Origin of the sequence: Sandarakinorhabdus limnophila DSM 17366 (assembly GCF_945882885.1) — a bacterium.
Taxonomy (GTDB): domain Bacteria; phylum Pseudomonadota; class Alphaproteobacteria; order Sphingomonadales; family Sphingomonadaceae; genus Sandarakinorhabdus; species Sandarakinorhabdus limnophila_A.
The window spans coordinates 1-22,217 of record NZ_CAMCWT010000021.1; the positions used below are offsets into that span (position 1 = coordinate 1).

A 22,217-nucleotide genomic window follows, 5' to 3' on the forward strand; every position below is an offset into this window, starting at 1 on the left:
GGCATTACCTTTCCGGTACGCAGCGCAAGCTGCCGCCAGCGGATCGCGCTTGCAGCGCTCACCCCGAAGCGTGTCGCCGCTGCCCGGCAGGACAGCCCGCCGTCGATCGCTGCAATCACTCGTTCCCGCAAATCCACCGATAAGGCCCGACCCATTCCTGCCGGCCTCCTTCACCAGCAAGGATTCTGAATCAGATCTCAGCCCGCTTGGGAATCCCTCATCGATTCAACGACGTCGAAATTCGCTCTAAGCCTCCCTGAACCGGGGAACAATCCACGTGCGTTTCAATATTATTAAGAAAAGATTGCGTTTCTGGCAAGCCCTTGGCATCGATTCCGCCAAGCCGTTGATTTTGCAAAACACGTCCGCCCACCCCGGCGGTGACTCGCACCAGGATGGACGCATCTCCTGACGCAAGCCGGGAGAATCGCAGCCGTTAAGAATGGATTTCCGATCAGGCCCCGCCGCCCACCGGCAGCGCCGCCATCACAGCATCAGGCGCAACAGATCACGGCCAACGATGATGCGGCCAGCAAACGCCTTGGCCGCCGCCGTCTGCCACATGTCATCGGTCACGCTGGCATCGCCGCCCGGCACGAAATGGCTGAGCACGAGGGTCTTCACGCCCGCCGCCGCCGCGATCTCGCCAGCCTGTTCCGCCAGCGTGTGGCTGGCCAGCAGATGCGCGCGCAAGGTTGGCGCATTCGATTCAGAGGCAATCAGCCGCTCCATCGCCGGCAGATACATCACTTCCTGCACCAAGAAATCCGCCCCCCGCGCCAGATCGATCAACGCCTGGCACGGCCGCGTATCGCCCGACCACACCACCGATTTGCCCCCCCAGTCAAAGCGATAGGCGAAGCTGTCAACCAACGGCGGATGCTGCACCCGCGCCGCCGTCACCTTCAGGCCGCCCGCTTCCAACTGCACGCCCGGCTGTACCTCGGCTACGCTGATCATCTTGCGCAGGTCCGGCCGGCCCTCGTCCGCCATCCGCGTCTCGATATCCACCCGGGCAAAGCGCAGCCAATCGCGCGCCATCTTCTTCATGCCCTTGGGCCCATGCACCGCCACCGGGGTCGTCAACGCCCCACTCCACGCCAGCCATGGCAAAGTAAACGCGTCCGCCACATGATCATTGTGCAGATGCGTGATCCACACATGCGCCAGATTCTTCAGCGGCAACCCCGCCAACGCCGCCTGCCGCGCAACGCCATTGCCGGCATCGATGATGTGGAGTTGCCCGCCAATCATCAACGCCATGCTCGGCGCAGCCCGCAAGGCCTTCGGAGTCGGGCCGCCGCCGGTGCCCAGCAGCACGAGTTGATCGGGGAGCGGCTGGGCGGCCAGACGGTAAGGCATGAGTGCAGCAGCGCCGGCGAGGGCGAGCATCTGTCGGCGCGTGTGCATAGTGATTGGCTCCCTGCATTGCGGGTGGGGCGCGGATTTGCCGTGGCAAGACCGATCAAGCCCCGGCCGCTCTGCCCGACCGGCGGCGGCTAGGGCCGCAGCGTGAGTTTCTGGAGTCGCCAGTTGAGCAATTCCGCGACGTAAAGCTCATTCTCCGACGGACAGGCAATCTCGTGGATCCAGCCAAACTGCTTGATTTGCTTGCCCGACCCACCGAGCCAGCCCAGCACCTTCCCATCCAGCGCCAGCTTGTAAATGCGCCCCGGCCACGCATCGGCGACATACAAGATCTGATTGCCGTCGCGGTCGCGCGGCGTGATGCACAGCGCCCACGGCGCACCCGGCATCATCGTCTTGTTCGGCGCTGCGTCGGGGCCGGCTGGCGGTACCACTGGGCGGTTGCCGATCGCCACCGGCGCGTCCGCGGGCGCCGGGACGTTGATCTGGATGATCCGCAGCAGGTTCCCGGCGGTATCGAACACCTGGATACGCCGGTTGCCGCGGTCGGCAACATAGACCTGGTCTTGGCCATCGACCGCAATCGAATGCAGTGTGCTAAACTGGCCGGGCGCGCTGCCAAAGCTGCCCCATGAGCCCAGCCAGCGGCCATCGGGCGCCACTTTGGCCACACGCGAATTGATGTAGCCGTCGCTGATATAGGTGTTGCCTTGGCTGTCCCACGCCATGTCGGTCACTTCGCGGAACTGGCCATCAACGGCGGGCAGCGGCGGCTTGGGATGTTCGAGCGGGCGGGCGTTCTCGTCGCTGGCTTCGGGCTTGCGGCCGAACACCATGGCGACGCGACCGGTTGGCGCGAATTTCACCACCATGTTCGAACCCTTGTCGGCCACCCAGATATTGCCGCCGGCATCGACCCGCGTCGCATGGGCATAGGACCAGGCGTAGAGATTGTGCCCGATCTCGCGCACGTAACGCCCATTTGCATCGAATTCGAGCAACTGGGCAGCGGCCGCTGCATAGGCCGGGCCTTGCGTGTTGCCGCGCTGGAACACGTAAACCTGGCCTGCCTTGCCCAGTGCAACCCCGGCGACTTCGCCCATGTGGAGATCGGCCGGGGGTTTCAGGAAATCAACGGCGTCGAAGCGGATTTCCGGGACTTCCTGCGCGGCGCTTGCCGTTGCCAGCAGCCCAGCACAAAGACCAATCGCTCGCAGCATGATGCGTCTCCCCCTGAAGTCAGGCCTGATATACGGGCTCTGCGCTCAATAGGGTAGGTCTCTTCGAAACGCCGGTTCACCGGGCCAGTTCACGCCTTACCCAGCCAATCTATGTCTGCGGGTGGCGTTTTGGTCGTCTGGATGACCAGCATGGCGGCGCCATTCGGTCATCGAGTGCTGCCTGAAATCGAAAGTGGGTGCAGGGGCCCAGCCTCTGCCCGCCGGAGGCCTCTGTTACTTACCCCAGCGCCCCCTGCACCGCTTCGAACATCCGGCGCCCATCGGTGCCGCCCTGGGCGTCTTCGATCAGCCGTTCCGGGTGGGGCATCATGCCGAGCACGTTGCCGGCGTCGTTGAGAATGCCGGCGATGGCGCGGGCCGAGCCGTTGACGGGTTCGGCGTAGCGAAAGGCGACGCGGCCTTCGCCTTCAAGGCGGTTCAGCGTGTGTTCGTCGGCGAAATAATTGCCGTCGTGGTGGGCGACGGGGATGGTCACCGTTTCGCCGGCGGCATAGCGGCTGGTGAAGATGGATTGGCTGTTCACCACTTCGAGCCGGACTTCGCGGCAGACGAAGTTGAGGCCGGCGTTGCGCATCAGGGCGCCGGGCAGCAGGCCGGTTTCGGTGAGTACCTGGAAGCCGTTGCAGATGCCCAGCACCGTGCGGCCTTCGCCGGCGGCCTGGACCACGGCCTGCATCACCGGCGAGCGCGCCGCCATGGCGCCGGAGCGCAGATAATCGCCATAGGAAAATCCGCCGGGGATGCCGATGAAATCAAGGCCGTCGGGCAGGCTGGTTTCGGCGTGCCACACCATCTGGGGCGCGGTGCCGGTCACCTTGGTGATGGCATCGGCCAGATCCCGATCGCAGTTGGAACCGGGGAAGACGATGACCGCGGCCTTCACGGCATTTCGATCCGGAAATTCTCGATCACGGTGTTGGCGAGCAGCTGGCGAGCCATGGCTTCGACCGCTTCGCGACTGGTGCCGTCGGCCAGTTCCAGCTCGATGATCTTGCCGGCGCGGACGTCGCCCACCCCTTCGAAACCCAGGCCCTTCAGGGCCGATTCGATGGCCCGACCCTGCGGGTCGAGCACGCCATTTTTCAGGGTGACAGTGACGGTGGCTTTCATGGGCGCGGCCATAGGCTGAACGCGCGCGGGGTGCAAGCGGTGGAGGCTGATTTCAGCTCAGCAAAACAGCCGCTGCCGCGCCCAGCCCGGCCGCCAGCAGCAGCCAGGGCGTCGACCAGCCGCCGACGCTCTTCTCCGGCAGCGGCGGCAGTGGCGCTTGCGGCGGGGCGGCGCCGGGCATGGGATTTTCGGCGACCCACTGGCGGAAGATGCGCGGCAACTGGCTGAGCGCGCGGGCGTTCAGCACCAGCCGGTCGGCGATCACCGCTTCCGGACCCATCTCGTCGCGCACCCAGTTGCGCACATAAGGCTCCGCCACTTCCCACATATTGACGTGCGGATCGATGGTGAGTGCGACGCCTTCCACCATCACCATGGTTTTCTGCAACAGCAGCAGGTGCGGCTGCACCGGCATGTCGAAACTGCGGGTGATGGAGAACAGGCCTTCGAGCAGATCGGTGATGGCGATGTCCTTCGCCTGGCGACCGCGGATCGGCTCGCCGACAGCGCGCAGCGCCGTGGCAAAGGCCGCCGGATTGTGGTGCGGCGGCACATAGCCGGCTTCGAAATGAATCTCGGCGACGCGGGCATAATTGCCGGTGACGAGGCCGTGCAGGATCTCGGCCAGATACAGTCGCGCGCGGCGGTTGATGCGGCCCATGATGCCGAAATCGATGACGCCGATGCGGGCATGATCGATGCCCCCATCACGGCCAACGCTGGGCGGGATGACGAACAGATTGCCCTGATGCAGATCGGCGTGGAAGAAGCCCTTGGCGATGGCCTGGGCGAGGAAGCCGTTGACCAGCACGCGGGCCAGGGCCGGCCGATCGATATCGAGCGCGGCCAGTGCGGCCCGGTCCGACACCTTCACGCCGTCGATCCAGTCGATCACTAGCACGCGCCGGCTGGAGCGCTGCCAATCGATGCCGGGCACGACGTAATCGGGCTCGCCGGCCAGGATCTCGCCCAATTCTGACGCATTGGCGGCTTCGCGGCGCAGATCGAGCTCGGCTTCGATCCAGCTCTTGAAGGTGGCAATCACGGCGCGCGGTCGCAGGCGGGCAAATTCGCCGCCCAGTGTTTCAATATGGCCGGCGCCCCATTCATAGGTGGCGAGAGCGGAGGACACTTCGGCCTCGATGCCGGGGCGCAGCAGCTTGATGGCAACGGTGCGGCCACCCGACGTGACGCCCTTGTGGACCTGGGCGATGGAAGCCGCACCTACGGCTTCGGGTTCGATCGACTGGAACTGGGTTCTCCAGTCGCCGCCATAGATGGCGTTCAGGATCGGCTCGATCGTGCTGAACGGGGCAGGGGGCACGGCGTCCTGCAGCCGTGCCAGATCGGTGGCGGCTTCGAGGCCAATCAGATCGGGGCGGGTCGCAAGCGCTTGGCCCAATTTGATCGCGGCGGGACCAACGGCGGCCAGGCCGGCGGCGAAATCGGGGGTGGTGGGGGCGCCAGTACCGAAGCGCGCGACTTTTGCCAGCAGCCGTACAGCAAACGGCAGCCGCCGGTCCTCAAAGGGACGCAGCCCGCCACTGCGCGCCAGCCGCCGGCCCCATTTCAACAGCCGCCACAGGTGGACGATGGCGATCAAATCAGACCTTCCATCCCGAATGGATGGCGACCGCGCCGCCCAGGATCGGCGTGTATTTGACCTGGGAGAAACCGGCCGCGCTGATCATGGCAGCGAATTCCGGCATCTTGGGAAAGCGCCGAATCGATTCGATCAGATAGCGGTAGCTCTCGCCATCCTTGGCCACCATTTCCCCAATGCGCGGCACCAGTTTTTCCGAATATATATCATAGACTTCGGCGAAACCGGGCCAGGTCGTGCTGGAAAATTCCAGGCAGAAGAAGCGCCCGCCATAACGCAGCACGCGGTGCGCTTCCTTCAATGCAGCCGGGATGTCGGTGACGTTGCGGATGCCAAAGGCGATGGTGTAGGCATCAAAGCTAAGGCTCGGGAAACTCAGGGTTTCTGCATTTTCCTCGCGCCAGATCAGGCTGGTCAGGCCCTTTTCGGCGGCGCGCTCCATGCCCACTTCCAGCATGGCGGGGTTGATATCGGCCACCGTTACATTGGCGCCGGACTTTTCCATCCGGAACGCGATGTCCCCGGTGCCGCCGGCCATGTCGAGAACGTCCTCACCGGGACGCGGGTGTACCCGGCGGACGAAATCATCCTTCCATACCCGGTGCATGCCGGCCGACATCAGATCATTCATGACGTCGTAACGCTTTGCCACAGAACGGAAAACGTCGCCCACGCGGCGGGTTTTCTCCTCAGGTGCAACCTCTTCATATCCAAAGCTGACGGTGTCTGTCATCGCCTGTCCTTTTCGCATCGGCGGCTTAGCCGAGGCTTGGCGGCCATGCAAACGCCGCCTATGTCGCGGCTATGCCCGAGCTTCCCGAAGTCGAAACCGTGATGCGCGGCCTGACCCCAGTGTGGGAAGGCCAACGCTTCACCCGTGTCATTGCCAATCGGCCCGATCTGCGCCGGCCGTTGCCGGAGGCGCTGGGCCAGCGACTGACCGGGGCTATCGTCACCCGGCTGGACCGGCGCGCCAAATATGGCCTGGTGGAGACCGATCGCGGCGATACGCTGATCATCCATCTCGGCATGTCGGGGCGGATGCGGGTGGATCCGGAAGTCCTTGAAAAACATGATCATGTCGTGTTCGAAACCGGCAACGGCCGGGTGGTGGCCTTTAACGATGCCCGGCGCTTTGGCAGCCTTGATCTAGTGGCGACGGCAGACGCTGCGGCGCATCCGCTGCTCGCCAATATTGGTCCGGAGCCGCTTGGGCCTGACTATGGCCTGCCGTTGCTCATGCGCATCTTTGCCGACAGGCTTGCCCCAGCCAAGGTGATCCTGCTCGATCAGCGGCTGATCGCGGGCCTGGGTAACATCTATGTGTGCGAGGCGCTCTATCGTGCCGGTATTCATCCCGAAACACCCGGTGGCGTTGTATCGGCCGCGCAGCTCAAACGGTTGGCGCCTGCCATCCCGCAGGTGTTGGCCGAGGCGATTGCGGCGGGCGGCTCCACCTTGCGCGATCATGCGGCGCCCGACGGCACGCTGGGCTATTTCCAGAAAGACTTTGCCGTCTATGGCCGCGAAGGGCAGGCTTGCGTTGCCTGTGCCACGCCGGTGGCCCGCATCGTGCAGTCCGGCCGCTCCAGCTTCCTCTGTCCGCAGTGCCAACCGCGCGACAAGACTTGACCGCAGGCCAGCCCTCGCTTAAGGCGCTCACCTTCCGGCGCGGCCCCTCAAAGGCTGGTGCCTGCCCACCATTGAACAGACTTGCAGGAAAACATGGCCAACACGCCCCAGGCTGAAAAGCGCATCCGCCGCAACGACCGCCGCGCCGCGATTAACAAGGCGCGCGTCAGCCGCATCCGCACCTTTGTGAAGAAGGTGGAATCGAGCCTTGCTGCCGGTGATGCCGCTGCCGCTGCTGAAGCGCTGAAGGCTGCCCAGCCGGAAATGATGCGCGGCGTCGCCAAGGGTGTGCTTCACAAGAACACCGTGTCGCGCAAGATCAGCCGCCTCGCGGCCCGCGTGAAGGGTCTGGCGACCGCCTGATCATCATCGGCGCCCATCGGGCCGGTCAGTCGTTTCAAAACGGGGTGTTGCCAAGTGGCAGCGCCCCGTTTTCGTGTCACAATCGTTGATCGCTGGTGTCTTCCTGCCTGGCAGTGATCCGCGGCCGATGCCGGCGATTCGCGACCGGAACAGCCGATTCGCGGTGTTTGACCGCCGGTATTGATCCCGAAAGTGGACCAAGCTGTGATTTGTTGCACCGCACAAGCGAATTGCTGCGCTGCAACGCACCCTGCGACGCATCCTGCGGCGTCATCAAAGCGTCATTGGTTTGACACAAAAATCCAAGCGCTTAGCCCTCATCGCTGCCTGAGCGTGTCTACACGCGATAATGATTCGGCACGTAAAATCAGAGAGTTGCGGCGCTCTCCAAGGTAAATCTCCGGATGGGCTGTCAACAGCTTTATTTGGCTGTGGATGGAAATTGGTCCCTTGCAGCACTGCGCCCGCCCTGCTTAATTTGCGACATGGTTTGGCCCGGCCGGCGTGATGAACGCCAAATGACCCGATCACGCAACACGCGATGCTGGCTGTGCCCTGCTTCCGGCGCATTGGGACAATTGTGTCTGGCTGAATACGGTCGGCTGGTATCGTGCGTTGTGGACGGAAATGTGCCTCTGCTGAGGGGGCTTGTGTCAATTGCCGAGGTGCGGCGGAAGGAAGGGGTGCGTGTCGACAGCTGTTGCATCAGTTATGCCTTCTGGCTTTCAGCCAGTGCCGCAGGGTGGCTCGATCGACTTTTCCGTCAACGATCGTGACGTGTGGACGCGTGTCCGCGCCGCCTTGAAAGCTGATTCCGGCGATCACAGCTATGAAGCCTGGTTGGCGCCTTTGGCGCTCATCGGCTGCGACGGTGAGACGCTGCGTCTGGCCGCGCCGTCGGCCTTTGCCGCTGATTGGGTCACCAGCAATTATGCTGATCTGCTGCGCCGCCATTGGTCACAGCACCAGCCGTCGCTCCGCCGTGTGGCCGTGCAGCAGGGCCAGGCCATGGTGGCGACACCGTCGGCCACAAAGGCGGCAGCTCCGGCCGCCGCCCAGTCGCTCCCGGTCGATGCCCGCTACAGCTTTGACAATTTCATCGTCGGCAAGTCCAACGAATTGGCCTACAATGCCGCTCTGGCCATGGCCGAGCCGGGCGCGCTGGGCTTTAATCCGCTGTTCCTGCATGGCACCACCGGGCTGGGTAAGACCCACCTGATGCACGCCATCGGCAATGCCTATCTGGCGCACCACCCGAGCGCCCAAGTCGCCTATCTGTCAGCCGAGAAATTCATGGTCGAGTTCATGGCAGCCATGCGGGTCAAAGACACGATCAGCTTCAAGCAGCGGCTGCGCTCGGTCGATCTGTTGATGATCGACGACGTGCAGTTCATTGCCGGCAAGGAATCGACCCAGGAAGAATTTTTCCACACCATGAATGAGATCATCGGGGCCGGAAAACGCCTGGTGATCACCGCCGATCGCAGCCCACAGAATCTGGAAGGCATTCAGGAACGCATCCTGTCGCGTATGGCCTGGGGTCTTGTCGCCGATATAAATCCGGCCGACTACGAACTGCGGTTGAACATCCTGCATGCCAAGGTCGCCACGCTTGGCAACCGCTGCGCTGTGCCTGATGACGTGATCGAGTTCCTCGCCCGCAAGATCACCGCCAACGTGCGTGAACTGGAAGGCGCATTGAACCGCGTCACGGCCTTCGCCCTGCTGGTCAACAAGCCGGTAAGCCTTGAATTCACCCGTGAAACGCTGGCCGATCTTCTGCGCGCCCACGAGAAGAAACTGACCATCGACGAGATCCAGCGCAAGGTTGCCGATTATTACGGTCTCAAGGTTGCCGATCTCCTGTCCGAACGCCGGGCCCGCGAAGTCGCGCGGCCGCGCCAGATCGCTATGTATCTGGCCAAGAAAATGACGCTGCGTTCGCTGCCGGAGATCGGCCGCCGGTTCGGCAAGCGGGATCACACCACGGTGATGCACGCGGTCAAGCGCGTGGAACAATTGCGCGCTGACGATGGCGAAATCGATAGCGATGTCGCAACACTTACCCGACTGCTGGACGGCTGAGGCTTCCCAGTCCGCAGCCAAGCGCCTAACTGCAATGTTGTGCAGCGCCTAAAAAGTTCCGGCCCGTTCTGGTTCATCCTCTCCTGCTTCGCCTTTGCGTCGATGTGGGTGATGATCCGTTTTGCCGCGCGCCACCTTCACAGTTTTGAGATTGTTTTTTTTCGTAATTTCATTGGTTTGCTCTTCCTGGTGCCGATGATGCTCGGCACGCCCGGTCTGATCCGGCGAGACCGGATGAAGGTGCACCTTGGCCGCGCCACGTCGGGCTTCATTGCCACGATGGGCACCTTCTATGCGGTGGCCAATGCGCCGCTCGCCACCACCCTGGCCATCAACTACACGGCGCCGCTGTTTGGTACGCTGGGGGCCGTGCTGGTCCTGGGTGAACGCATACGCGCCCGGCGGATCGCGGCGCTTGCCGTGGGCTTTGTCGGCATGCTGCTGGTACTGCGGCCCGGTCAACTGCCGCTGACGGCGGGAATCGTGGCCGGCATCGTGTCGGCAGTGTCCACCGGTTACTCGATCGTGGCCATGCGCAGCCTGGTGGGGGTGGATGATGCCCGCGCGGTGGCGGCATGGACCTTCATCCTGACGACCATCCCCAGCCTGGCGGTCGCACTGTTCGTCTGGCAAACGCCGCCGCTGGTGGTATGGCCGCTGCTGGCCGGCATTGGCGCGGCTGCGGCTATCGGCCAATTCACGCTGACCCGGGCCTTCTCGCTGGCCGAAGCCTCCGCCGTGCTGCCACTGGATTTCGTGCGCTTCGGCCTCATCACAGCGGCCGGCATCCTGCTGTTTGGCGAGACCTATGATGCGCTCACGCTGGGGGGCGGGGCATTGATCCTATCCTCCACCATCTATCTGGCCTGGCGCGAAGCGCAGTTGAAGAAAGCGGGCTGATTGTTTGGAAAGGTTGCGGGCGGGGGCGGCGCTGCTCATAAGCTGAGCATCACATTTCAAACATGGGGAGGTTCACATGAATCTGGAAGGTTGTTCGGCGGTTGTTACCGGCGGTGCATCGGGCCTGGGCGCCGCCACGGCGCGGTTGCTGGCAAGCCAAGGCGTCAAGGTCGCCATTTTCGACATGAACGCCGAGAAGGGCGAAGCCATGGCGGCCGAAATCGGCGGCGTGTTCTGCAACGTCAACGTCACCAACGATGAATCGGTCGATGCCGGTTTTGCCAAGGCCCGTGCCGCCATCGGCCAGGAGCGGATCCTGATCAACTGCGCCGGCACTGGCAACGCCATCAAGACCGCCAGCCGTTCCAAGGAAGACGGCAGCATCAAGCATTTCCCGATCGATGCCTTTGATCGCATCATCCAGATCAATTTGGTCGGCACCTTCCGCTGCATCGCCAAGTCGGCCGCCGGCATGATGAGCCTGCCGCCGATGGAAAACGGTGAGCGCGGTGCCATCGTCAACACCGCTTCGGTCGCCGCCGAAGACGGCCAGATCGGGCAGGCGGCTTACTCCGCGTCGAAAGGCGGCGTTGTCGGCATGACCTTGCCGATTGCCCGCGACCTGTCGAGCGAAGGCATTCGCGTCAACACCATCCTGCCCGGCATCTTCAACACGCCCCTGCTGCAAGGTGCGCCGGACAATGTGAAGGCTGCGCTGGCGGCCACCGTGCTGTTCCCCAAGCGTTTGGGCGGCCCGGAGGAATATGCGTCGCTGGCGGTGGAGATGTGCCGGAACTCCTATTTCAACGGCGAAGATGTCCGTTTGGATGGCGGCATCCGGATGGCTCCGCGCTGATCGCAGCTGGGCGCGCAAATAGCGCAGCTATGTGCCGGCTCCGGCAAGATCGGCAAACGACTGAAAAGGGCGGCGCTCCAGCCGCCCTTTTTTGTATCGACTGACGGCGCGGCTCCCCCACGCTCTTTCTTCCTTCTTCCTTCTTCCTTCTTTCTTTAATCCTTCAGCGGGCTCGGCGAATCCGCCGCCGGCCGCACTCGCATGTCTTCCATTCATCATCCCGCAACACACGGCGCGCCACTATCCTGCCTATGCAAGCCACGCTCCTCCTCGCTGCCCTGATCGCGGCGCCAGCCTTCGCGCAAACCCCGCCCGCCAGCATTGGCCAGCCGTTCATCCCGGCGCCGTGGTGGATGAAGGATCCGGTCATCGCGGCGATGGGCCATGTCCGCGCCGAAGTGCCGGCCAACCGCGCCCGCTTTGCCGCCCTCTTCTCCGTTGTGGAAAAGACCGCGGCCGCCGCCACCACCGCCGCTACTGCCAAGGCGAAGGAACTGGATGCGGCGCTGGCCGCGCTCGGCAAGGACCGTGTCCGGCTGACCACCAGCCTCAGCACCCGCCCGCTTTATGACCAGTATCGCCAGAAGGACGGCACGCTGGTGGAAAACCAGCGCGCCGACATGATCGGATCCTATGAAGTGACGGCAGTGCTCAGCGTTGAGGTGCGCGATGCCGACGTGCTGGAACGCGCCTATCGCCTGGCGGTGGCGGCCCGCCCGTCAGCGATCGATACGCCGTCGTTCAACCTAGAACCGGAAAACGGCCTGAAGACCTGGCTGTATGAAGCGGCGATCAAGGATGCCGCGCGCCGCGCCCGGCTGGCCACGGCGGCGGCCGGCATTCGGCTGGGTGGGGTGAAGGTCATCGATCCATCGGGCGGTGTCTGCCAGACCCAGGTGCTGGCCGGCTGGCCCAGCTATGCCGGTTAATGTCCGGCCGCTGATGTGCAGGCGCCCGACACCATGGCGCGCTATTCCGATGCCGCCCCCGCCATGATGTCCGCGCCAGCGCCGCCGCCTCCGCCGGGGCTGGAAAAACTGGCTGGCGATGTTCAGGTGACGCTGCAGCCGCCGCTCTATCCGCTCACGGCCCAGGCCTGCGTGATCTACGGCCTGCTGTCTCCCGGTTGACGATGGCGAATCGGTATATTAACGTCAAAAATAGTTAATTTGAGGGAGGGGCGCAATGGCTCACAAGTTCGAAATCTACAAGGACAAGGCTGGCGAGTTTCGCGTGCGCTTCATGTACAACAGCGAGGTGATGTTCTCCACGCAAGGCTATTCTTCGAAGGCCTCCGCGGTGAATGCCATCGAATCGATCAAGAAGAACGGTCCCGGTGCGCCGACGGTCGAACAGGAAGATTGATCCGCATCATTGCTGACAGCAGGGGCGGTACCGCAAGGCGCCGCCCCTGCTGTTTTGGCGATTGTTGTTTTGCCGATTTTTACCTTTTCGATCAGCCGATCAGCGCCTCAATCGCCTTGGCCAGGCGCACGTCGCGCGCCGAAAGCCCGCTGGCATCGTGGGTGGTCAGTGCGATATCGACCTTGTTGTAAACATTGAACCATTCGGGGTGATGATCCTGGGCTTCGGCCAGCAGCGCCACCCTGTTCATGAAGCCCCAGGCCTCGTTGAAGTCTTTGAAGCGGAAGCTGCGCTTCAGTTGCTCGCCCTCCAGCTGCCAGTCAGGCAATTTTGTGGCGAGCGTGGCGCGTGCGGTGTCATCCAGCTTCTCGACCATGGCCGGCTTCCTCTCTATGGTGGGATCATGTTGATCGCCCCCACCCTTGCCGATATCGAACAGGTCGCACAAGCCGCCGTGGAGCGCTTGCCTGACCAGTTCCGCCGCCACCTCGCCACCGTGATCCTGAAGGTGGAGGATTTCCCCGACGAAACGGTGATGGCCGAAATGCAGCTGGAGACGGAGTGGGATCTGCTCGGTCTTTACTGGGGTCGCCATGTCGGCATGAAAGGCGATGTGCCATCGGGCGCGCTGCCGGACATGATTTTCCTGTATCGCCGCCCCATGCTGGATGTGTGGGTGGAAAGCGGCGAGACGCTGGAACTGCTGGTCACCCATGTGCTGGTGCACGAAGTAGGGCATCATTTCGGGTTGAGCGATGAGGCCATGGACGCGATCGAGGCCGCCGCGGGAGAATAGGGCGCTGCGGAGTTTGAGCCTGGCAGGCACGGCCGGCGGCGGAGCCGGCGAGCCCGTTTCGGGCGAGAACGAAGAAAGTCAGGAAGCGCGTGGCGGAGCCACGCCGTCGGACGAGTCAAAGAAAGGGCGGCCTGTTGGGGCCGCCCTTTTTTGCTCGCCGTCCGATCTTGCTGGGCGAGTGAATAGCACTGCGCGCTATTCACTCGCCCAGCTGTGATTAGAAGCTCACCCGGCCAGTCAGGCCGAAATAGCGATCCGCCTCACGCGGGATCAGGTAACGGAACGCCCCGCCGGGGCCGCCGTTGGTGATCTGTGCCGCAAAGCTTTGATCAAACAGGTTCTTGACGATGAAGGTCAGGCGGAACTTGTCGTCCTTCTCGACCAAGCCGAATTGCAGATCAACCAGGCTGTAGGCACCGATCGTGCCGGCATCGCGCAGCGCCTGGCTGGCATCGAACAGCGACAACTGGCTGGACTGGGTCGAGACATTGCCGGCCAGGGTGAAATCAACCGCGCCGCCGGTGCGATAGCGGTAATCCATGCCCAGGCTGCCCTTCCAGCGCGGCGCAAAACCCAGCGGCGTGCCGGCCGGGATCACGGCGGCGCCTGGCGGTGCCTTGAAGGCATCGACCTGCGCATCGGTGAAGGCGAGGCCGCCCACCAGGTTCAGATCCTTGGCCGGGCGCCACACGAAGTCCAGTTCGACGCCGCGGGTCGATACGTCACCGGCGTTGGTGAAGCGGGTGACCACCACGCCAGCCACCAGATCCGGGTTGTTCGCCTGGAAATTCTCGTACTTGGCATAGAAGGCCGCGAGGTTCAGCGTCAGCGAGCCGCCGAACAGCGTGTTCTTCAGGCCGATTTCATAGGAATCGGCGATTTCGGCCTCGATGACGTTGGTGCCCGTCGGGTTCAGGTTGAAGAAGGTGTTGTAGGCCGGGCCCTTGTAGCCGCGGCTGTAGGTGCCATAGGCCATCACGTCTTCGCTGAAGTCATATTGCAGGCCCAGCTTGCCCGACAGGTTGGTGGCGCTGGTCTTGGCGCGGAACGGGGTGCCATTGCTGCGGGTCGGATCGCCGTTGTTCTGGCCGAAGTTGGAGCTGTCGTAGACGCCCTGATCGAAATTGCGCTGAATGCCCGGCAGGCCCGCGATATTGGGCGAGGCGACACGGCTGTGGAAGATCGACAGATCATCCGCCGTGAAGCGCAGGCCGACGATGGCGCGCAGCCTGTCGGAGAAGGCATAAGTGCCCTGGCCGAACAGCGCATAGTTGTCGAACGCGGAACCGAAGGTGGCGGTGCCGCTCACATTTTCGGCCGGGAAGCCTGGCGAACCGCAGGTGACCAGCGCAACCGGCGTCGGCGCATTGCCGCAACGGGTGACAAAGCGGCTGAAGATGCGTTCCGTTACAGCGCGGCTGAAGAAGGCGCCGGCCACATAGGTGAAGGCCTGATCGCTGGGCGACGTCAGCCGCAGTTCCTGGCTGAAGGTGGTGCCGGTTTGCGGGCCATCATCGTGCAGCTGCGCGAGGCCGGCAAAGGCACCGCCCACCCAATCGCCTTCACGGATTTCGCGGTTGTCATACCGGCGCCAGGCGCTGATCCAGGTCACAGTGTGGGTGCCGACTTCGGCATCCAGCTGGGCCGAGATGCCATAGCTTTCTTCTTCGGTGCGGGTGACAAGATTGTGCCGCACGGTGCGGGTTTCATCGCCCTGGAAATTGATGCCGGCCAGCGCCAGCGCAGCCACGCCGGTGGGTGCGGTGCCAATCACTTCGGCGCAGCAATCGTCGTTGGCCTTGCGCCAGTCAGCGATCACCGTCAGCTTCACCGTCTCGGTCACGTCGGCTTCGATGATGCCGCGGATGCCATAGCGATCATAGCCGTTGACGCGGCGGTTTACGCCGGCTGCATCGTTGAAGATGTTGCCGTCATAATTGCTGTAGAAGGCGGTCAGGCGGGTGCGGACGCTGTCGCTCAGCGGCACGTCAACGCCGGCGCGCACGCGATATTCATTGCCGTTGCCAAAGAACCAACCGCCTTCGGCATAGCCACCGAGTTTGTCGCCCGGGCGCTTGGACACGATGTTGACCACGCCGGCAGAGGAGTTCTTGCCGAACAGCGTGCCCTGCGGGCCGCGCAGCACTTCGATGCGATCAATGTCGACCAGATCGGAGAAGGCTTCACCGGCGCGGGCCAGCACGACGCCATCGAGCACGGTGGAGATCGACGGTTCGCCGGCGAGGCTGAAGGTCGCCGTGCCGACGCCGCGGATATAAAGCGACTGATTGATGCTGGTGCCCGACTTGCGGAAGTTCAGCGACGGCACCAGATATTGGGCGTTTTCCAGGTTGAGCGCACCCTGACGCGCCAGCGCATCGCCACTCACCACCGACACGGCGAGCGGAATATCCTGGAGCTTTTCACTGCGCTTTTGCGCGGTGACGACGATTTCGACCGATTCATTGTCTTCGGCAACGGTCTGCGCAAAGGCCGGCGCTGCAGTCACGGCCAATATGGTGGCGTAACTCATCAAGAAACGGCGGATCATATCACTCCCCTTGTATCTGTCCGGACTTTTGCCGGTTTGTCGAAGCAGTATTTCGTGAGCCTGTTGCGTTGCCAAGACAGGCTTTCTTGATCGTGGTCAATCTGGGCTGACGGCGTTTATGTGCAGTTCTGGCCACGCTGTGGCAGCAGAGTCACACTCGAATCTGCGCGTTACAGGCCAAGCTCTGCCATGGTCACGGCGCGGTGTTCCTTTGCCGAAATCTCGGCCGCCAGCCCGATGGCGACAGCGCGCAGGCCATCATCGGCCGTCACGATCACCGGGCCTTGCCCGCGCACCGCGGCCGCAAAATGACGGTGCTGGAAGAAGGTGGAGCCGTGATGCTGTCCGGCGGCCAGCGCATCGGCCGGAGTTTCGACATGCGAGCGCGTCGCCTGCTTGGGGTTCATGAAGCCGACGCGCGGGGAATGGATGATGTCGCCGGACGGGATCAGCACGTCGAGCCGTGCCTTGTCGCCGGTCGCGAGAATCTCTTCCTGCTGCTCGGCGCCATCAGCGAACATGCACAGATCCAGCATGGCGCGCACGCCGTTGGCGAAATCCACCACCGTGTAGCTGTTGTCGATGATATCCGGCGTCTTGCCGTCGTAGCGCTCGTCCTTGTGATTCACGTCCATGGCGCCGCTGCAATATACACGCACCGGCTCGGCCTTCACGATGTGGCGCATCAGATCGAAGAAGTGGCAGCACTTTTCGACCATGGTGCCGCCGCTGTTGATGGAAAAGCGGTTCCAGTCGCCCACCTTCACGAGGAAGGGGAAGCGGTGCTCGCGGATGGACAGCATCTGCAGATTGCCGACCTTGCCGGCGTGGATGTGGCTGACGAATTCGGAGACCGGCGGCATGAAGCGATATTCCATCGCGGTCCAGAAGGTCTTGTCATAGCCCTTCACGGCGGCCGCGACCGCCTTGGCGTCTTCCAGCGTCGTCGCCAGCGGCTTTTCACACAGGATGTGTAGGCCGGCATCCATCAACGGCCCCAGAACGGCGCGGTGGGTGAAATTGGGTGAGGCGACAACAACGGCATCGCACAGGCCCGACGCGGCCAGCCCAGCCGCATCGGGAAAGCGCGCCACGCTGTGTCCGATCGTCTTTTCAGCGCGATCGAGGCAGGCCGGCACCGGATCGGCGATGGCAGTAATGGTACCGTCGCCCAGCAGCTGGATATTGGCTACATGTTCCAGCGCCATCATACCGGTGCCAACAATGCCCCAGCGAATACTGTCGGTGCTTCCCATCTACCCGTCCTTCAGTCTATCAAGCCAAGATGTCGCAGATCGCTCTAAGCCCCAATCGCCGCCCGCTGGGCAAGTCCAAATTTCAGGTGAGCCCGTTGGCCTGGGGCATGTGGCGCTTTGCCGGCGATGATGTGGCAGCCGCGCACGCGCGCTGCGAGGCGGCGCTGGCCGCCGGCATCAATTTCTTCGATACGGCCGACATTTACGGGCCGGATAATGATGAGCCGTTCGGCGCATCCGAAGCTCTGCTGGGTCGCGTGTTTAAGGCGGCGCCGGCCCTGCGCGGCCAGATCGTGCTAGCGTCGAAGGGCGGCATCAGCATGGGCGTGCCGTACGACTCCTCGCCCGAATATCTTGTCGCCGCCATTGACGCCTCGCTCACCCGCATAGGCGTCGAACGCATCGACCTGTGGCAGATTCACCGGCCCGACATGCTCACCCACCCGGCCGATGTCGCCGCCACGCTGGACGCGCAGGTGCAGGCCGGCAAGATCGGCGCAGTTGGCGTCTCCAACTTCACGCCCGCGCAAACCCGCGCGCTGGCCGCGCATCTGAAGGCGCCGTTGGTCTCCACCCAACCGGAATTCTCGGTGCTGGCGCTGAACCCGCTGTTCGATGGCACGCTCGATCTGGCCATGGAGATGGGTCAGGCCGTTCTGGGCTGGTCGCCGCTGGGGCAGGGCCGGCTGGGCGACGGCGATCCGCGCCCGGGCCGCAAGACATCCGAAGACGAACGCTTGATCCGGGTCAAGGCGGCGCTGGCGGCGCACGGGCAGAAATTCGGCGTGAGCACCGCTGCCACCGTTTATGCGTGGGTGCTGGCGCATCCGGCCGGCATCACGCCGATCGTGGGCAGCCAGAACCCGGCGCGCATTGCCGAGGCCGCCGATGCCTTCAAGGTGACGTTCACGCGTGCGGAATGGTACGCCATTCTGGTCGCATCGCTTGGGGAAAATCTGCCATGAGTGGCCCTGAAATCAGCTGGTTTTCCGCGCTGTGCGACGATGATTATGAGTTTCTGGGCGTGCCCGATCCCGGCCTGCGCTCCAGCTGGGAACATTGCCGCAATATCGTGCTGACCGCCGAAAAGGGCGGGTTTGACAATATCCTGCTGCCCAGCGGCTATCAGCTTGGCATCGACACGCAGATGTTTGCCGGCGCCATCGCCGCGCTCACCCACCGCATCCGCCTGCTGATGGCGATCCGGGTGGGCGAAACTTGGCCGCCGCAGCTGGCCCGCCAGATCGCGACGCTCGATCAGATCCTGGGTGGCCGCCTGACGGTGAACATCATCTCGTCCGACATGCCGGGCGAAGTGCTGGCCTCCAAGCCGCGCTATGACCGCACGGTCGAGGTGATGAAGATCCTGAAGACCTTGCTTAACGGCAACGCACTCGATCATCAGGGCGAGTTCTACAAGCTGCAGCTGCCGCCACCCAATGTGAATACTGTCTCCGGCAAATGCCCACCGCTCTATTTCGGCGGCCTGTCCGAAGACGCGCGTGAAGCCGCTGCCGAAGCCGCCGATGTCTATCTGATGTGGCCCGACACGATGGACAAGGTGAAGGAAGTGGTCGCCGACATGACCGCCCGCGCCGCCAAGCGTGGCCGCACACTGAAGTTCGGCTACCGCGTCCACGTGATCGTGCGCGAGACCGAGGCGCAAGCCCGCGAAGCCGCCGATCACCTGCTCTCCAAACTCGACGCCGCCACCGGCGATGCCATCCGCGCCAAGTCGCTCGACAGCCAGTCCGTCGGCGCCCAGCGCCAGGCCGAGCTGCGTGACAAGGCCAGCGATGGCTATGTCGAGGACAATCTGTGGACCGGCATTGGCCGGGCCCGGTCGGGCTGCGGCGCTGCGCTGGTCGGCGATCCCGATCAGATCGTCGCCAAGCTGAAGGCCTATCAGGCCGCCGGCATGGAAGCCTTCATCCTCTCCGGCTACCCGCACGCCCGCGAAGCCGATCTGTTCAGCCGCCACGTGCTGCCGAAACTGGAGCACGGCCCGCTGGTGATGTGAGGCTCAGCGCCCCGTGTAACGGGGCGCGCGCTTCTCGCGATAGCTGGTGAAGGCTTCGCGGAAATCCTGCGTTTGCGTGGCGAGGTGCTGTTCCTTGTCAGCAGCGGCGAAGGCTGTGCTGTAATCCTCATCGAGCGCGGTCCACACCTGCGCCTTAATGGCGGCGAGGCTGCGCGGTGCGCTGAAGGTCGCGATGTTGCGCGCATATTCCTGCACGTGCGGCAGCAGTGCTTCATCGTCGAACACGTCATTCACCAGGCCCAGCGCCTTGGCCTCCGTCCCGTCGAAACGGCGGGCGGTATAGAGCAGGTCCATTGCTTTCGCCTGGCCAATATGGCGGGTGAGCAGCCAGGCCGAGCCTTTTTCGCCGGGCACGCCGATGCGCGCGAAGGTGGCGTTGAACAGTGCCGAGGTGCTGGCAAAGCGGATGTCGCAGTGCAGGGCGAGGATGAAACCCCAGCCGAAGGCCGCGCCGTTGATGGCCGCAATGGTTGGCTTGCGGCAGGTGATCAGCGTGGGCCAGCCGCCGCTGTAATAAGGCGCCAGCGTCGGGCCGATGTCGTCGCCCCATTGCGGGGCTGAATCGGGGAAGGGGCTCACGTCGCCGCTACCGCCGCCACCGATGATGGCCAGATCCAGCCCGGCCGAAAAGCCGCGGCCAGCGCCGGTGACCACGATCACTTTGGCCTCCGGATCTGCACCGGCCTTCGCCACAGCGGCGAAGAAATCGCTAAACATCTGTGGGGTGAGCGCGTTAAGCTTGTCCGGCCTGTTGAGGGTGATGGTCGCCACCCCGTCGGCCAGATCATAAAGGATGTCGCTCATGCAACGAGCTTCTGCAGGCGGCCGCGGATGATTTCCTCGGCCTCGCGCACCATCCCTTCGATGAGATCCTTGCAGGTGGGGATATCGTGGATCAGGCCCACGACCTGGCCGCACGACCAGCCGCCGGCATCCATGTCGCCGTTCTTCATGATCCTGGGGTACACGCCGGCGACTTCCTCGATGATGTCCTCGAACTTCAGCGCGTTGCCCAGCGTGCGTTCCTTTTCCAGCAGGCGTTCGACGGCGGCGTTGTTCAGCACGCGCTCGGTGTTGCGCAGCGGGCGCATGATCAGGCGGGTATCAAGTTCGGTCGCCGCCACCAGCGCGTCCTTCACATTCTGGTGCACCGGGGCTTCCTTGGTGGCGATGAAGCGGGTGCCCATGTTGACGCCATCGGCGCCCATGCACAGGGCGGCGGCCAGCTGCTTGCCGTTGGCGACACCGCCCGAGGCGACGAAGGGGATTTTCAGCTCCTCGGCGGCGCGCGGCAGCAGCACCCAGTTGCCCACGTCATCCTCACCGGGGTGGCCGCCGCATTCGAAACCGTCCACCGAAACAGCGTCGCAGCCGATGGCTTCGGCCTTCAGGCTGTGACGCACGCTGGTGCATTTATGGATGACCTTGATGCCATGCTCTTTCAGCGCGGGCAGCCATTTCGCCGGGTTGTTGCCGGCTGTTTCCACCACCTTCACGCCGCCTTCGATGATCGATTTGATCAGGCCGGGATAATCGGGTGGGGTCACGCTGGGCAGGAAGGTGAGGTTCACGCCGAACGGCTTGTCGGTCATCTCGCGGCAGCGAGCGATTTCGGCGGCCAGTTTTTCCGACGTACCGAGCGTGAGGCCGGTGATGACACCCAGCCCGCCAGCATTGGAGACGGCGGCGGCCATCTCGGCAAAGCCGACATAGTGCATGCCACCCTGGATGACCGGGTGTTCGATGCCGAACATTTCGGTGATGCGCGTCTTCATGGATCATTTCCCCAGGCAATTGTGGCGAAAAGCTAACCTGCGCCCCTGCTGGCGGCAATGCCGCGATTGTGTGAGGGTTGGCACCGCATGATTCAATTTGGCGTGTTGAGCATAAGCTTGGCTGTGGGCACGGCACAGGGCCTGGTGCTGGCGCTGATGCTGTGGCGCAGTGCCAGCAATCGCGCGGCCAATCGATGGCTGGCCTTGCTGATCCTGGCCGTGGCGGCGCTGATCATGCCCTACATCATCGGCTTTGCCGGCTTTTACGATCAGTGGCCATGGCTCAGCTTCGCGCCATTCAGCTATACGCTGGCGTTCGGGCCATTGCTCTGGCTTCATGCGACCACCCTTTGTGGCCGGCCACCCGAGCGGGTGTGGCCGCATTTCCTGCCCGTGGCGGTGCAGTTCGCCGCCGATGCGTTGGTGTTTCCCTTCCCGCTTGAAGCCAAGAAGTGGTGGGACACGGTTGCCATGGCGCCAATCATCGCGCCAGCCTTGCGGGTGGCGACGTTCGTCAGCCTCGCCGTCTATGGCCGCATGGCCTGGCGCTGCTGGGCCGATTATCGCCGTTGGCTGGGCGAGAATGTCACCGACGCGGTGGATTTCGATCCCGACTGGATCCGAAATTTCCTGCTGGCGTTGGGGTTGGTCGGCTTGGTGTGGTTGGGCTTCTTCATCGCCAACGTGCGCGACCCAACGCGCAATTATTTCGATCAGTTCTGGCTGTATGTGATCTTTTCGGGGCTGGTGATCTATCTGGGGGTGGAGGGCTGGCGCCATGCCGCCATGCGCTATCCCGTCCCCGCCGATGCGGTGGAGGAGGCGGTGTTGGCGAGCCGTGACTGGGCGGCACTGGGTGGGCGCTTTGAGGCCGAGATCGAGGCGAAGGGCCTTTGGCGCGATCCTGACCTGACCGCCGCCAGCCTGGCCCGCGCGCTGGGCACCAACAGCAATTATCTCGCCCGCGCCTTCAATGAAGGGCTTGGCGCCAATTTCAATGTGGTGATCAACCGGCGGCGCGTACGGCAGGTGCAGGCGTGGTTGGCTGATCCGGCCGACACGCGCGCCATTCTGACCATGGCGATGGATGCCGGCTTCCGCTCCAAGGCGAGCTTCAACCGGGCCTTCGCGGAATTTGCCAGCATGACGCCAACGCATGCCAGAGCGTCTCAGGGACGTCTCAAATCCTGAAAATCGCGCAAAGTTCAGCGTTTCGGGCGATCTGCGCTACCGAATCGGGGAGTGGGTAGGGCGTCAACCCGAACCGAAAGACCC

Annotated in this window: 25 protein-coding genes; 13 read left to right on the forward strand and 12 right to left on the reverse strand. The window is 63.5% G+C overall.

All coding sequences use genetic code 11. From position 1 onward, the window contains the following. Positions 1 to 155: helix-turn-helix domain-containing protein (locus tag Q7O19_RS06370; protein ID WP_303809406.1), on the reverse strand; the 155-nt coding region annotated here is incomplete at its 3' end. A 122-nt stretch (positions 156 to 277) separates the two neighbouring features. On the opposite strand from Q7O19_RS06370, the gene Q7O19_RS06375 reads away from it, so the two are divergent. Then, the gene (locus Q7O19_RS06375) at positions 278 to 412 is read left to right on the forward strand and encodes a hypothetical protein (RefSeq protein WP_303809353.1); all 135 of its coding nucleotides are present in this window, start codon (positions 278 to 280) and stop codon (positions 410 to 412) included. Between the two features lie 74 nt (positions 413 to 486). Here the strand turns inward: Q7O19_RS06375 and Q7O19_RS06380 are convergent, their stop codons facing one another. The 6 genes from Q7O19_RS06380 to Q7O19_RS06405 all read right to left on the reverse strand — a co-directional run bounded on the left by Q7O19_RS06380 (position 487) and on the right by Q7O19_RS06405 (position 6,055). Beyond that, complete coding sequence (locus Q7O19_RS06380) at positions 487 to 1,410, reverse strand: MBL fold metallo-hydrolase (RefSeq protein ID WP_303809355.1); 924 nt, start codon at positions 1,408 to 1,410, stop codon at positions 487 to 489. A gap of 89 nt (positions 1,411 to 1,499) precedes the next feature. Next, on the reverse strand, positions 1,500 to 2,588 hold the full coding sequence (locus Q7O19_RS06385; RefSeq protein WP_303809357.1) for a peptidyl-alpha-hydroxyglycine alpha-amidating lyase family protein: 1,089 nt from the start codon (positions 2,586 to 2,588) through the stop codon (positions 1,500 to 1,502). Between the two features lie 238 nt (positions 2,589 to 2,826). After that, entirely contained in the window at positions 2,827 to 3,492 is a 666-nt protein-coding gene (gene purQ / locus Q7O19_RS06390; RefSeq protein ID WP_303809359.1) for a phosphoribosylformylglycinamidine synthase subunit PurQ, read from the reverse strand. After that, positions 3,489 to 3,719, reverse strand: coding sequence for a phosphoribosylformylglycinamidine synthase subunit PurS (gene purS / locus Q7O19_RS06395; RefSeq protein ID WP_303809361.1), 231 nt, complete (start codon positions 3,717 to 3,719; stop codon positions 3,489 to 3,491). The genes purQ and purS overlap by 4 nt, the downstream gene beginning before the upstream one ends. A gap of 52 nt (positions 3,720 to 3,771) precedes the next feature. Continuing rightward, positions 3,772 to 5,322, reverse strand: coding sequence for an AarF/UbiB family protein (locus tag Q7O19_RS06400; RefSeq protein WP_303809362.1), 1,551 nt, complete (start codon positions 5,320 to 5,322; stop codon positions 3,772 to 3,774). Position 5,323: 1 nt separating this feature from the next. Next, entirely contained in the window at positions 5,324 to 6,055 is a 732-nt protein-coding gene (locus Q7O19_RS06405; protein WP_303809363.1) for a class I SAM-dependent methyltransferase, read from the reverse strand. A 71-nt stretch (positions 6,056 to 6,126) separates the two neighbouring features. Between Q7O19_RS06405 and mutM the strand changes: the two genes are divergently transcribed. The 8 genes from mutM (at position 6,127) to Q7O19_RS06445 (ending at position 12,523) form a co-directional block, all read left to right on the forward strand. Then, positions 6,127 to 6,954, forward strand: a complete 828-nt coding sequence (mutM, locus tag Q7O19_RS06410) for a bifunctional DNA-formamidopyrimidine glycosylase/DNA-(apurinic or apyrimidinic site) lyase (RefSeq protein WP_303809364.1) — start codon at positions 6,127 to 6,129, stop codon at positions 6,952 to 6,954. A gap of 93 nt (positions 6,955 to 7,047) precedes the next feature. Beyond that, complete coding sequence (rpsT, locus tag Q7O19_RS06415) at positions 7,048 to 7,317, forward strand: 30S ribosomal protein S20 (RefSeq protein WP_026090672.1); 270 nt, start codon at positions 7,048 to 7,050, stop codon at positions 7,315 to 7,317. A gap of 711 nt (positions 7,318 to 8,028) precedes the next feature. Next, entirely contained in the window at positions 8,029 to 9,402 is a 1,374-nt protein-coding gene (gene dnaA / locus Q7O19_RS06420; RefSeq protein ID WP_303809407.1) for a chromosomal replication initiator protein DnaA, read from the forward strand. Between the two features lie 39 nt (positions 9,403 to 9,441). Beyond that, on the forward strand, positions 9,442 to 10,302 hold the full coding sequence (locus Q7O19_RS06425; RefSeq protein ID WP_303809366.1) for a DMT family transporter: 861 nt from the start codon (positions 9,442 to 9,444) through the stop codon (positions 10,300 to 10,302). Between the two features lie 76 nt (positions 10,303 to 10,378). Next, entirely contained in the window at positions 10,379 to 11,158 is a 780-nt protein-coding gene (locus Q7O19_RS06430) for an SDR family NAD(P)-dependent oxidoreductase (RefSeq protein ID WP_022680278.1), read from the forward strand. 251 nt (positions 11,159 to 11,409) lie between these two features. Further along, positions 11,410 to 12,087 (forward strand): SIMPL domain-containing protein, encoded by a 678-nt coding sequence (locus Q7O19_RS06435; RefSeq protein ID WP_303809367.1) that lies wholly within the window; start codon positions 11,410 to 11,412, stop codon positions 12,085 to 12,087. Between the two features lie 15 nt (positions 12,088 to 12,102). Continuing rightward, the gene (locus tag Q7O19_RS06440; protein WP_273463205.1) at positions 12,103 to 12,288 is read left to right on the forward strand and encodes a hypothetical protein; all 186 of its coding nucleotides are present in this window, start codon (positions 12,103 to 12,105) and stop codon (positions 12,286 to 12,288) included. A gap of 55 nt (positions 12,289 to 12,343) precedes the next feature. Next, a complete protein-coding gene (locus Q7O19_RS06445) occupies positions 12,344 to 12,523 on the forward strand; it encodes a YegP family protein (RefSeq protein WP_017667178.1) in 180 nt (59 codons plus the stop codon). Between the two features lie 91 nt (positions 12,524 to 12,614). On the opposite strand, the gene Q7O19_RS06450 is transcribed toward Q7O19_RS06445, so the two are convergent. Beyond that, positions 12,615 to 12,899: a 4a-hydroxytetrahydrobiopterin dehydratase gene (locus tag Q7O19_RS06450; RefSeq protein ID WP_303809368.1), complete on the reverse strand. Its 285-nt coding sequence runs from the start codon at positions 12,897 to 12,899 to the stop codon at positions 12,615 to 12,617. Positions 12,900 to 12,926: 27 nt separating this feature from the next. Here Q7O19_RS06450 and Q7O19_RS06455 point away from each other — a divergent pair, with 27 nt between their 5' ends. Beyond that, the gene (locus Q7O19_RS06455) at positions 12,927 to 13,319 is read left to right on the forward strand and encodes a metallopeptidase family protein (RefSeq protein ID WP_273463208.1); all 393 of its coding nucleotides are present in this window, start codon (positions 12,927 to 12,929) and stop codon (positions 13,317 to 13,319) included. A 217-nt stretch (positions 13,320 to 13,536) separates the two neighbouring features. Here the strand turns inward: Q7O19_RS06455 and Q7O19_RS06460 are convergent, their stop codons facing one another. Further along, positions 13,537 to 15,870 (reverse strand): TonB-dependent receptor, encoded by a 2,334-nt coding sequence (locus Q7O19_RS06460; protein WP_273463413.1) that lies wholly within the window; start codon positions 15,868 to 15,870, stop codon positions 13,537 to 13,539. A gap of 170 nt (positions 15,871 to 16,040) precedes the next feature. Further along, entirely contained in the window at positions 16,041 to 17,126 is a 1,086-nt protein-coding gene (locus Q7O19_RS06465; protein WP_303809369.1) for a Gfo/Idh/MocA family protein, read from the reverse strand. Between the two features lie 29 nt (positions 17,127 to 17,155). Here Q7O19_RS06465 and Q7O19_RS06470 point away from each other — a divergent pair, with 29 nt between their 5' ends. Together Q7O19_RS06470 and Q7O19_RS06475 are read left to right on the forward strand one after the other, a co-directional pair. Next, a complete protein-coding gene (locus tag Q7O19_RS06470) occupies positions 17,156 to 18,091 on the forward strand; it encodes an aldo/keto reductase family oxidoreductase (protein ID WP_303809371.1) in 936 nt (311 codons plus the stop codon). Further along, entirely contained in the window at positions 18,088 to 19,146 is a 1,059-nt protein-coding gene (locus tag Q7O19_RS06475; RefSeq protein ID WP_303809372.1) for an LLM class flavin-dependent oxidoreductase, read from the forward strand. Before Q7O19_RS06470 ends, Q7O19_RS06475 begins: the two co-directional genes overlap by 4 nt. 3 nt (positions 19,147 to 19,149) lie before the next feature. Here Q7O19_RS06475 and Q7O19_RS06480 read toward each other — a convergent pair whose 3' ends face one another. Together Q7O19_RS06480 and Q7O19_RS06485 are read right to left on the reverse strand one after the other, a co-directional pair. Beyond that, entirely contained in the window at positions 19,150 to 19,971 is an 822-nt protein-coding gene (locus tag Q7O19_RS06480) for an enoyl-CoA hydratase-related protein (RefSeq protein ID WP_303809374.1), read from the reverse strand. Continuing rightward, on the reverse strand, positions 19,968 to 20,942 hold the full coding sequence (locus tag Q7O19_RS06485; protein ID WP_303809375.1) for a nitronate monooxygenase family protein: 975 nt from the start codon (positions 20,940 to 20,942) through the stop codon (positions 19,968 to 19,970). Before Q7O19_RS06485 ends, Q7O19_RS06480 begins: the two co-directional genes overlap by 4 nt. An 87-nt stretch (positions 20,943 to 21,029) precedes the next feature. Between Q7O19_RS06485 and Q7O19_RS06490 the strand changes: the two genes are divergently transcribed. Further along, on the forward strand, positions 21,030 to 22,133 hold the full coding sequence (locus Q7O19_RS06490) for an AraC family transcriptional regulator (RefSeq protein ID WP_303809377.1): 1,104 nt from the start codon (positions 21,030 to 21,032) through the stop codon (positions 22,131 to 22,133). The last annotated feature ends 84 nt before the right edge of the window (positions 22,134 to 22,217 follow it).

Bases quoted from the DNA above. Each gene is read 5' to 3' on its own strand.
- purS (WP_303809361.1), bottom strand. From the start codon at position 3,719: ATGAAAGCCACCGTCACTGTCACCCTGAAAAATGGCGTGCTCGACCCG.
- rpsT (WP_026090672.1), top strand. From the start codon at position 7,048: ATGGCCAACACGCCCCAGGCTGAAAAGCGCATCCGCCGCAACGACCGC.
- Q7O19_RS06435 (WP_303809367.1), top strand. From the start codon at position 11,410: ATGCAAGCCACGCTCCTCCTCGCTGCCCTGATCGCGGCGCCAGCCTTC.
- Q7O19_RS06480 (WP_303809374.1), bottom strand. From the start codon at position 19,971: ATGAGCGACATCCTTTATGATCTGGCCGACGGGGTGGCGACCATCACC.
- Q7O19_RS06430 (WP_022680278.1), top strand. From the start codon at position 10,379: ATGAATCTGGAAGGTTGTTCGGCGGTTGTTACCGGCGGTGCATCGGGC.
- Q7O19_RS06385 (WP_303809357.1), bottom strand. From the start codon at position 2,588: ATGCTGCGAGCGATTGGTCTTTGTGCTGGGCTGCTGGCAACGGCAAGC.
- dnaA (WP_303809407.1), top strand. From the start codon at position 8,029: ATGCCTTCTGGCTTTCAGCCAGTGCCGCAGGGTGGCTCGATCGACTTT.
- Q7O19_RS06470 (WP_303809371.1), top strand. From the start codon at position 17,156: ATGTCGCAGATCGCTCTAAGCCCCAATCGCCGCCCGCTGGGCAAGTCC.
- Q7O19_RS06450 (WP_303809368.1), bottom strand. From the start codon at position 12,899: ATGGTCGAGAAGCTGGATGACACCGCACGCGCCACGCTCGCCACAAAA.
- Q7O19_RS06405 (WP_303809363.1), bottom strand. From the start codon at position 6,055: ATGACAGACACCGTCAGCTTTGGATATGAAGAGGTTGCACCTGAGGAG.
- Q7O19_RS06485 (WP_303809375.1), bottom strand. From the start codon at position 20,942: ATGAAGACGCGCATCACCGAAATGTTCGGCATCGAACACCCGGTCATC.
- Q7O19_RS06445 (WP_017667178.1), top strand. From the start codon at position 12,344: ATGGCTCACAAGTTCGAAATCTACAAGGACAAGGCTGGCGAGTTTCGC.
- Q7O19_RS06490 (WP_303809377.1), top strand. From the start codon at position 21,030: ATGATTCAATTTGGCGTGTTGAGCATAAGCTTGGCTGTGGGCACGGCA.
- Q7O19_RS06465 (WP_303809369.1), bottom strand. From the start codon at position 17,126: ATGGGAAGCACCGACAGTATTCGCTGGGGCATTGTTGGCACCGGTATG.
- Q7O19_RS06455 (WP_273463208.1), top strand. From the start codon at position 12,927: ATGTTGATCGCCCCCACCCTTGCCGATATCGAACAGGTCGCACAAGCC.
- Q7O19_RS06380 (WP_303809355.1), bottom strand. From the start codon at position 1,410: ATGCACACGCGCCGACAGATGCTCGCCCTCGCCGGCGCTGCTGCACTC.
- Q7O19_RS06460 (WP_273463413.1), bottom strand. From the start codon at position 15,870: ATGATCCGCCGTTTCTTGATGAGTTACGCCACCATATTGGCCGTGACT.
- Q7O19_RS06475 (WP_303809372.1), top strand. From the start codon at position 18,088: ATGAGTGGCCCTGAAATCAGCTGGTTTTCCGCGCTGTGCGACGATGAT.
- mutM (WP_303809364.1), top strand. From the start codon at position 6,127: ATGCCCGAGCTTCCCGAAGTCGAAACCGTGATGCGCGGCCTGACCCCA.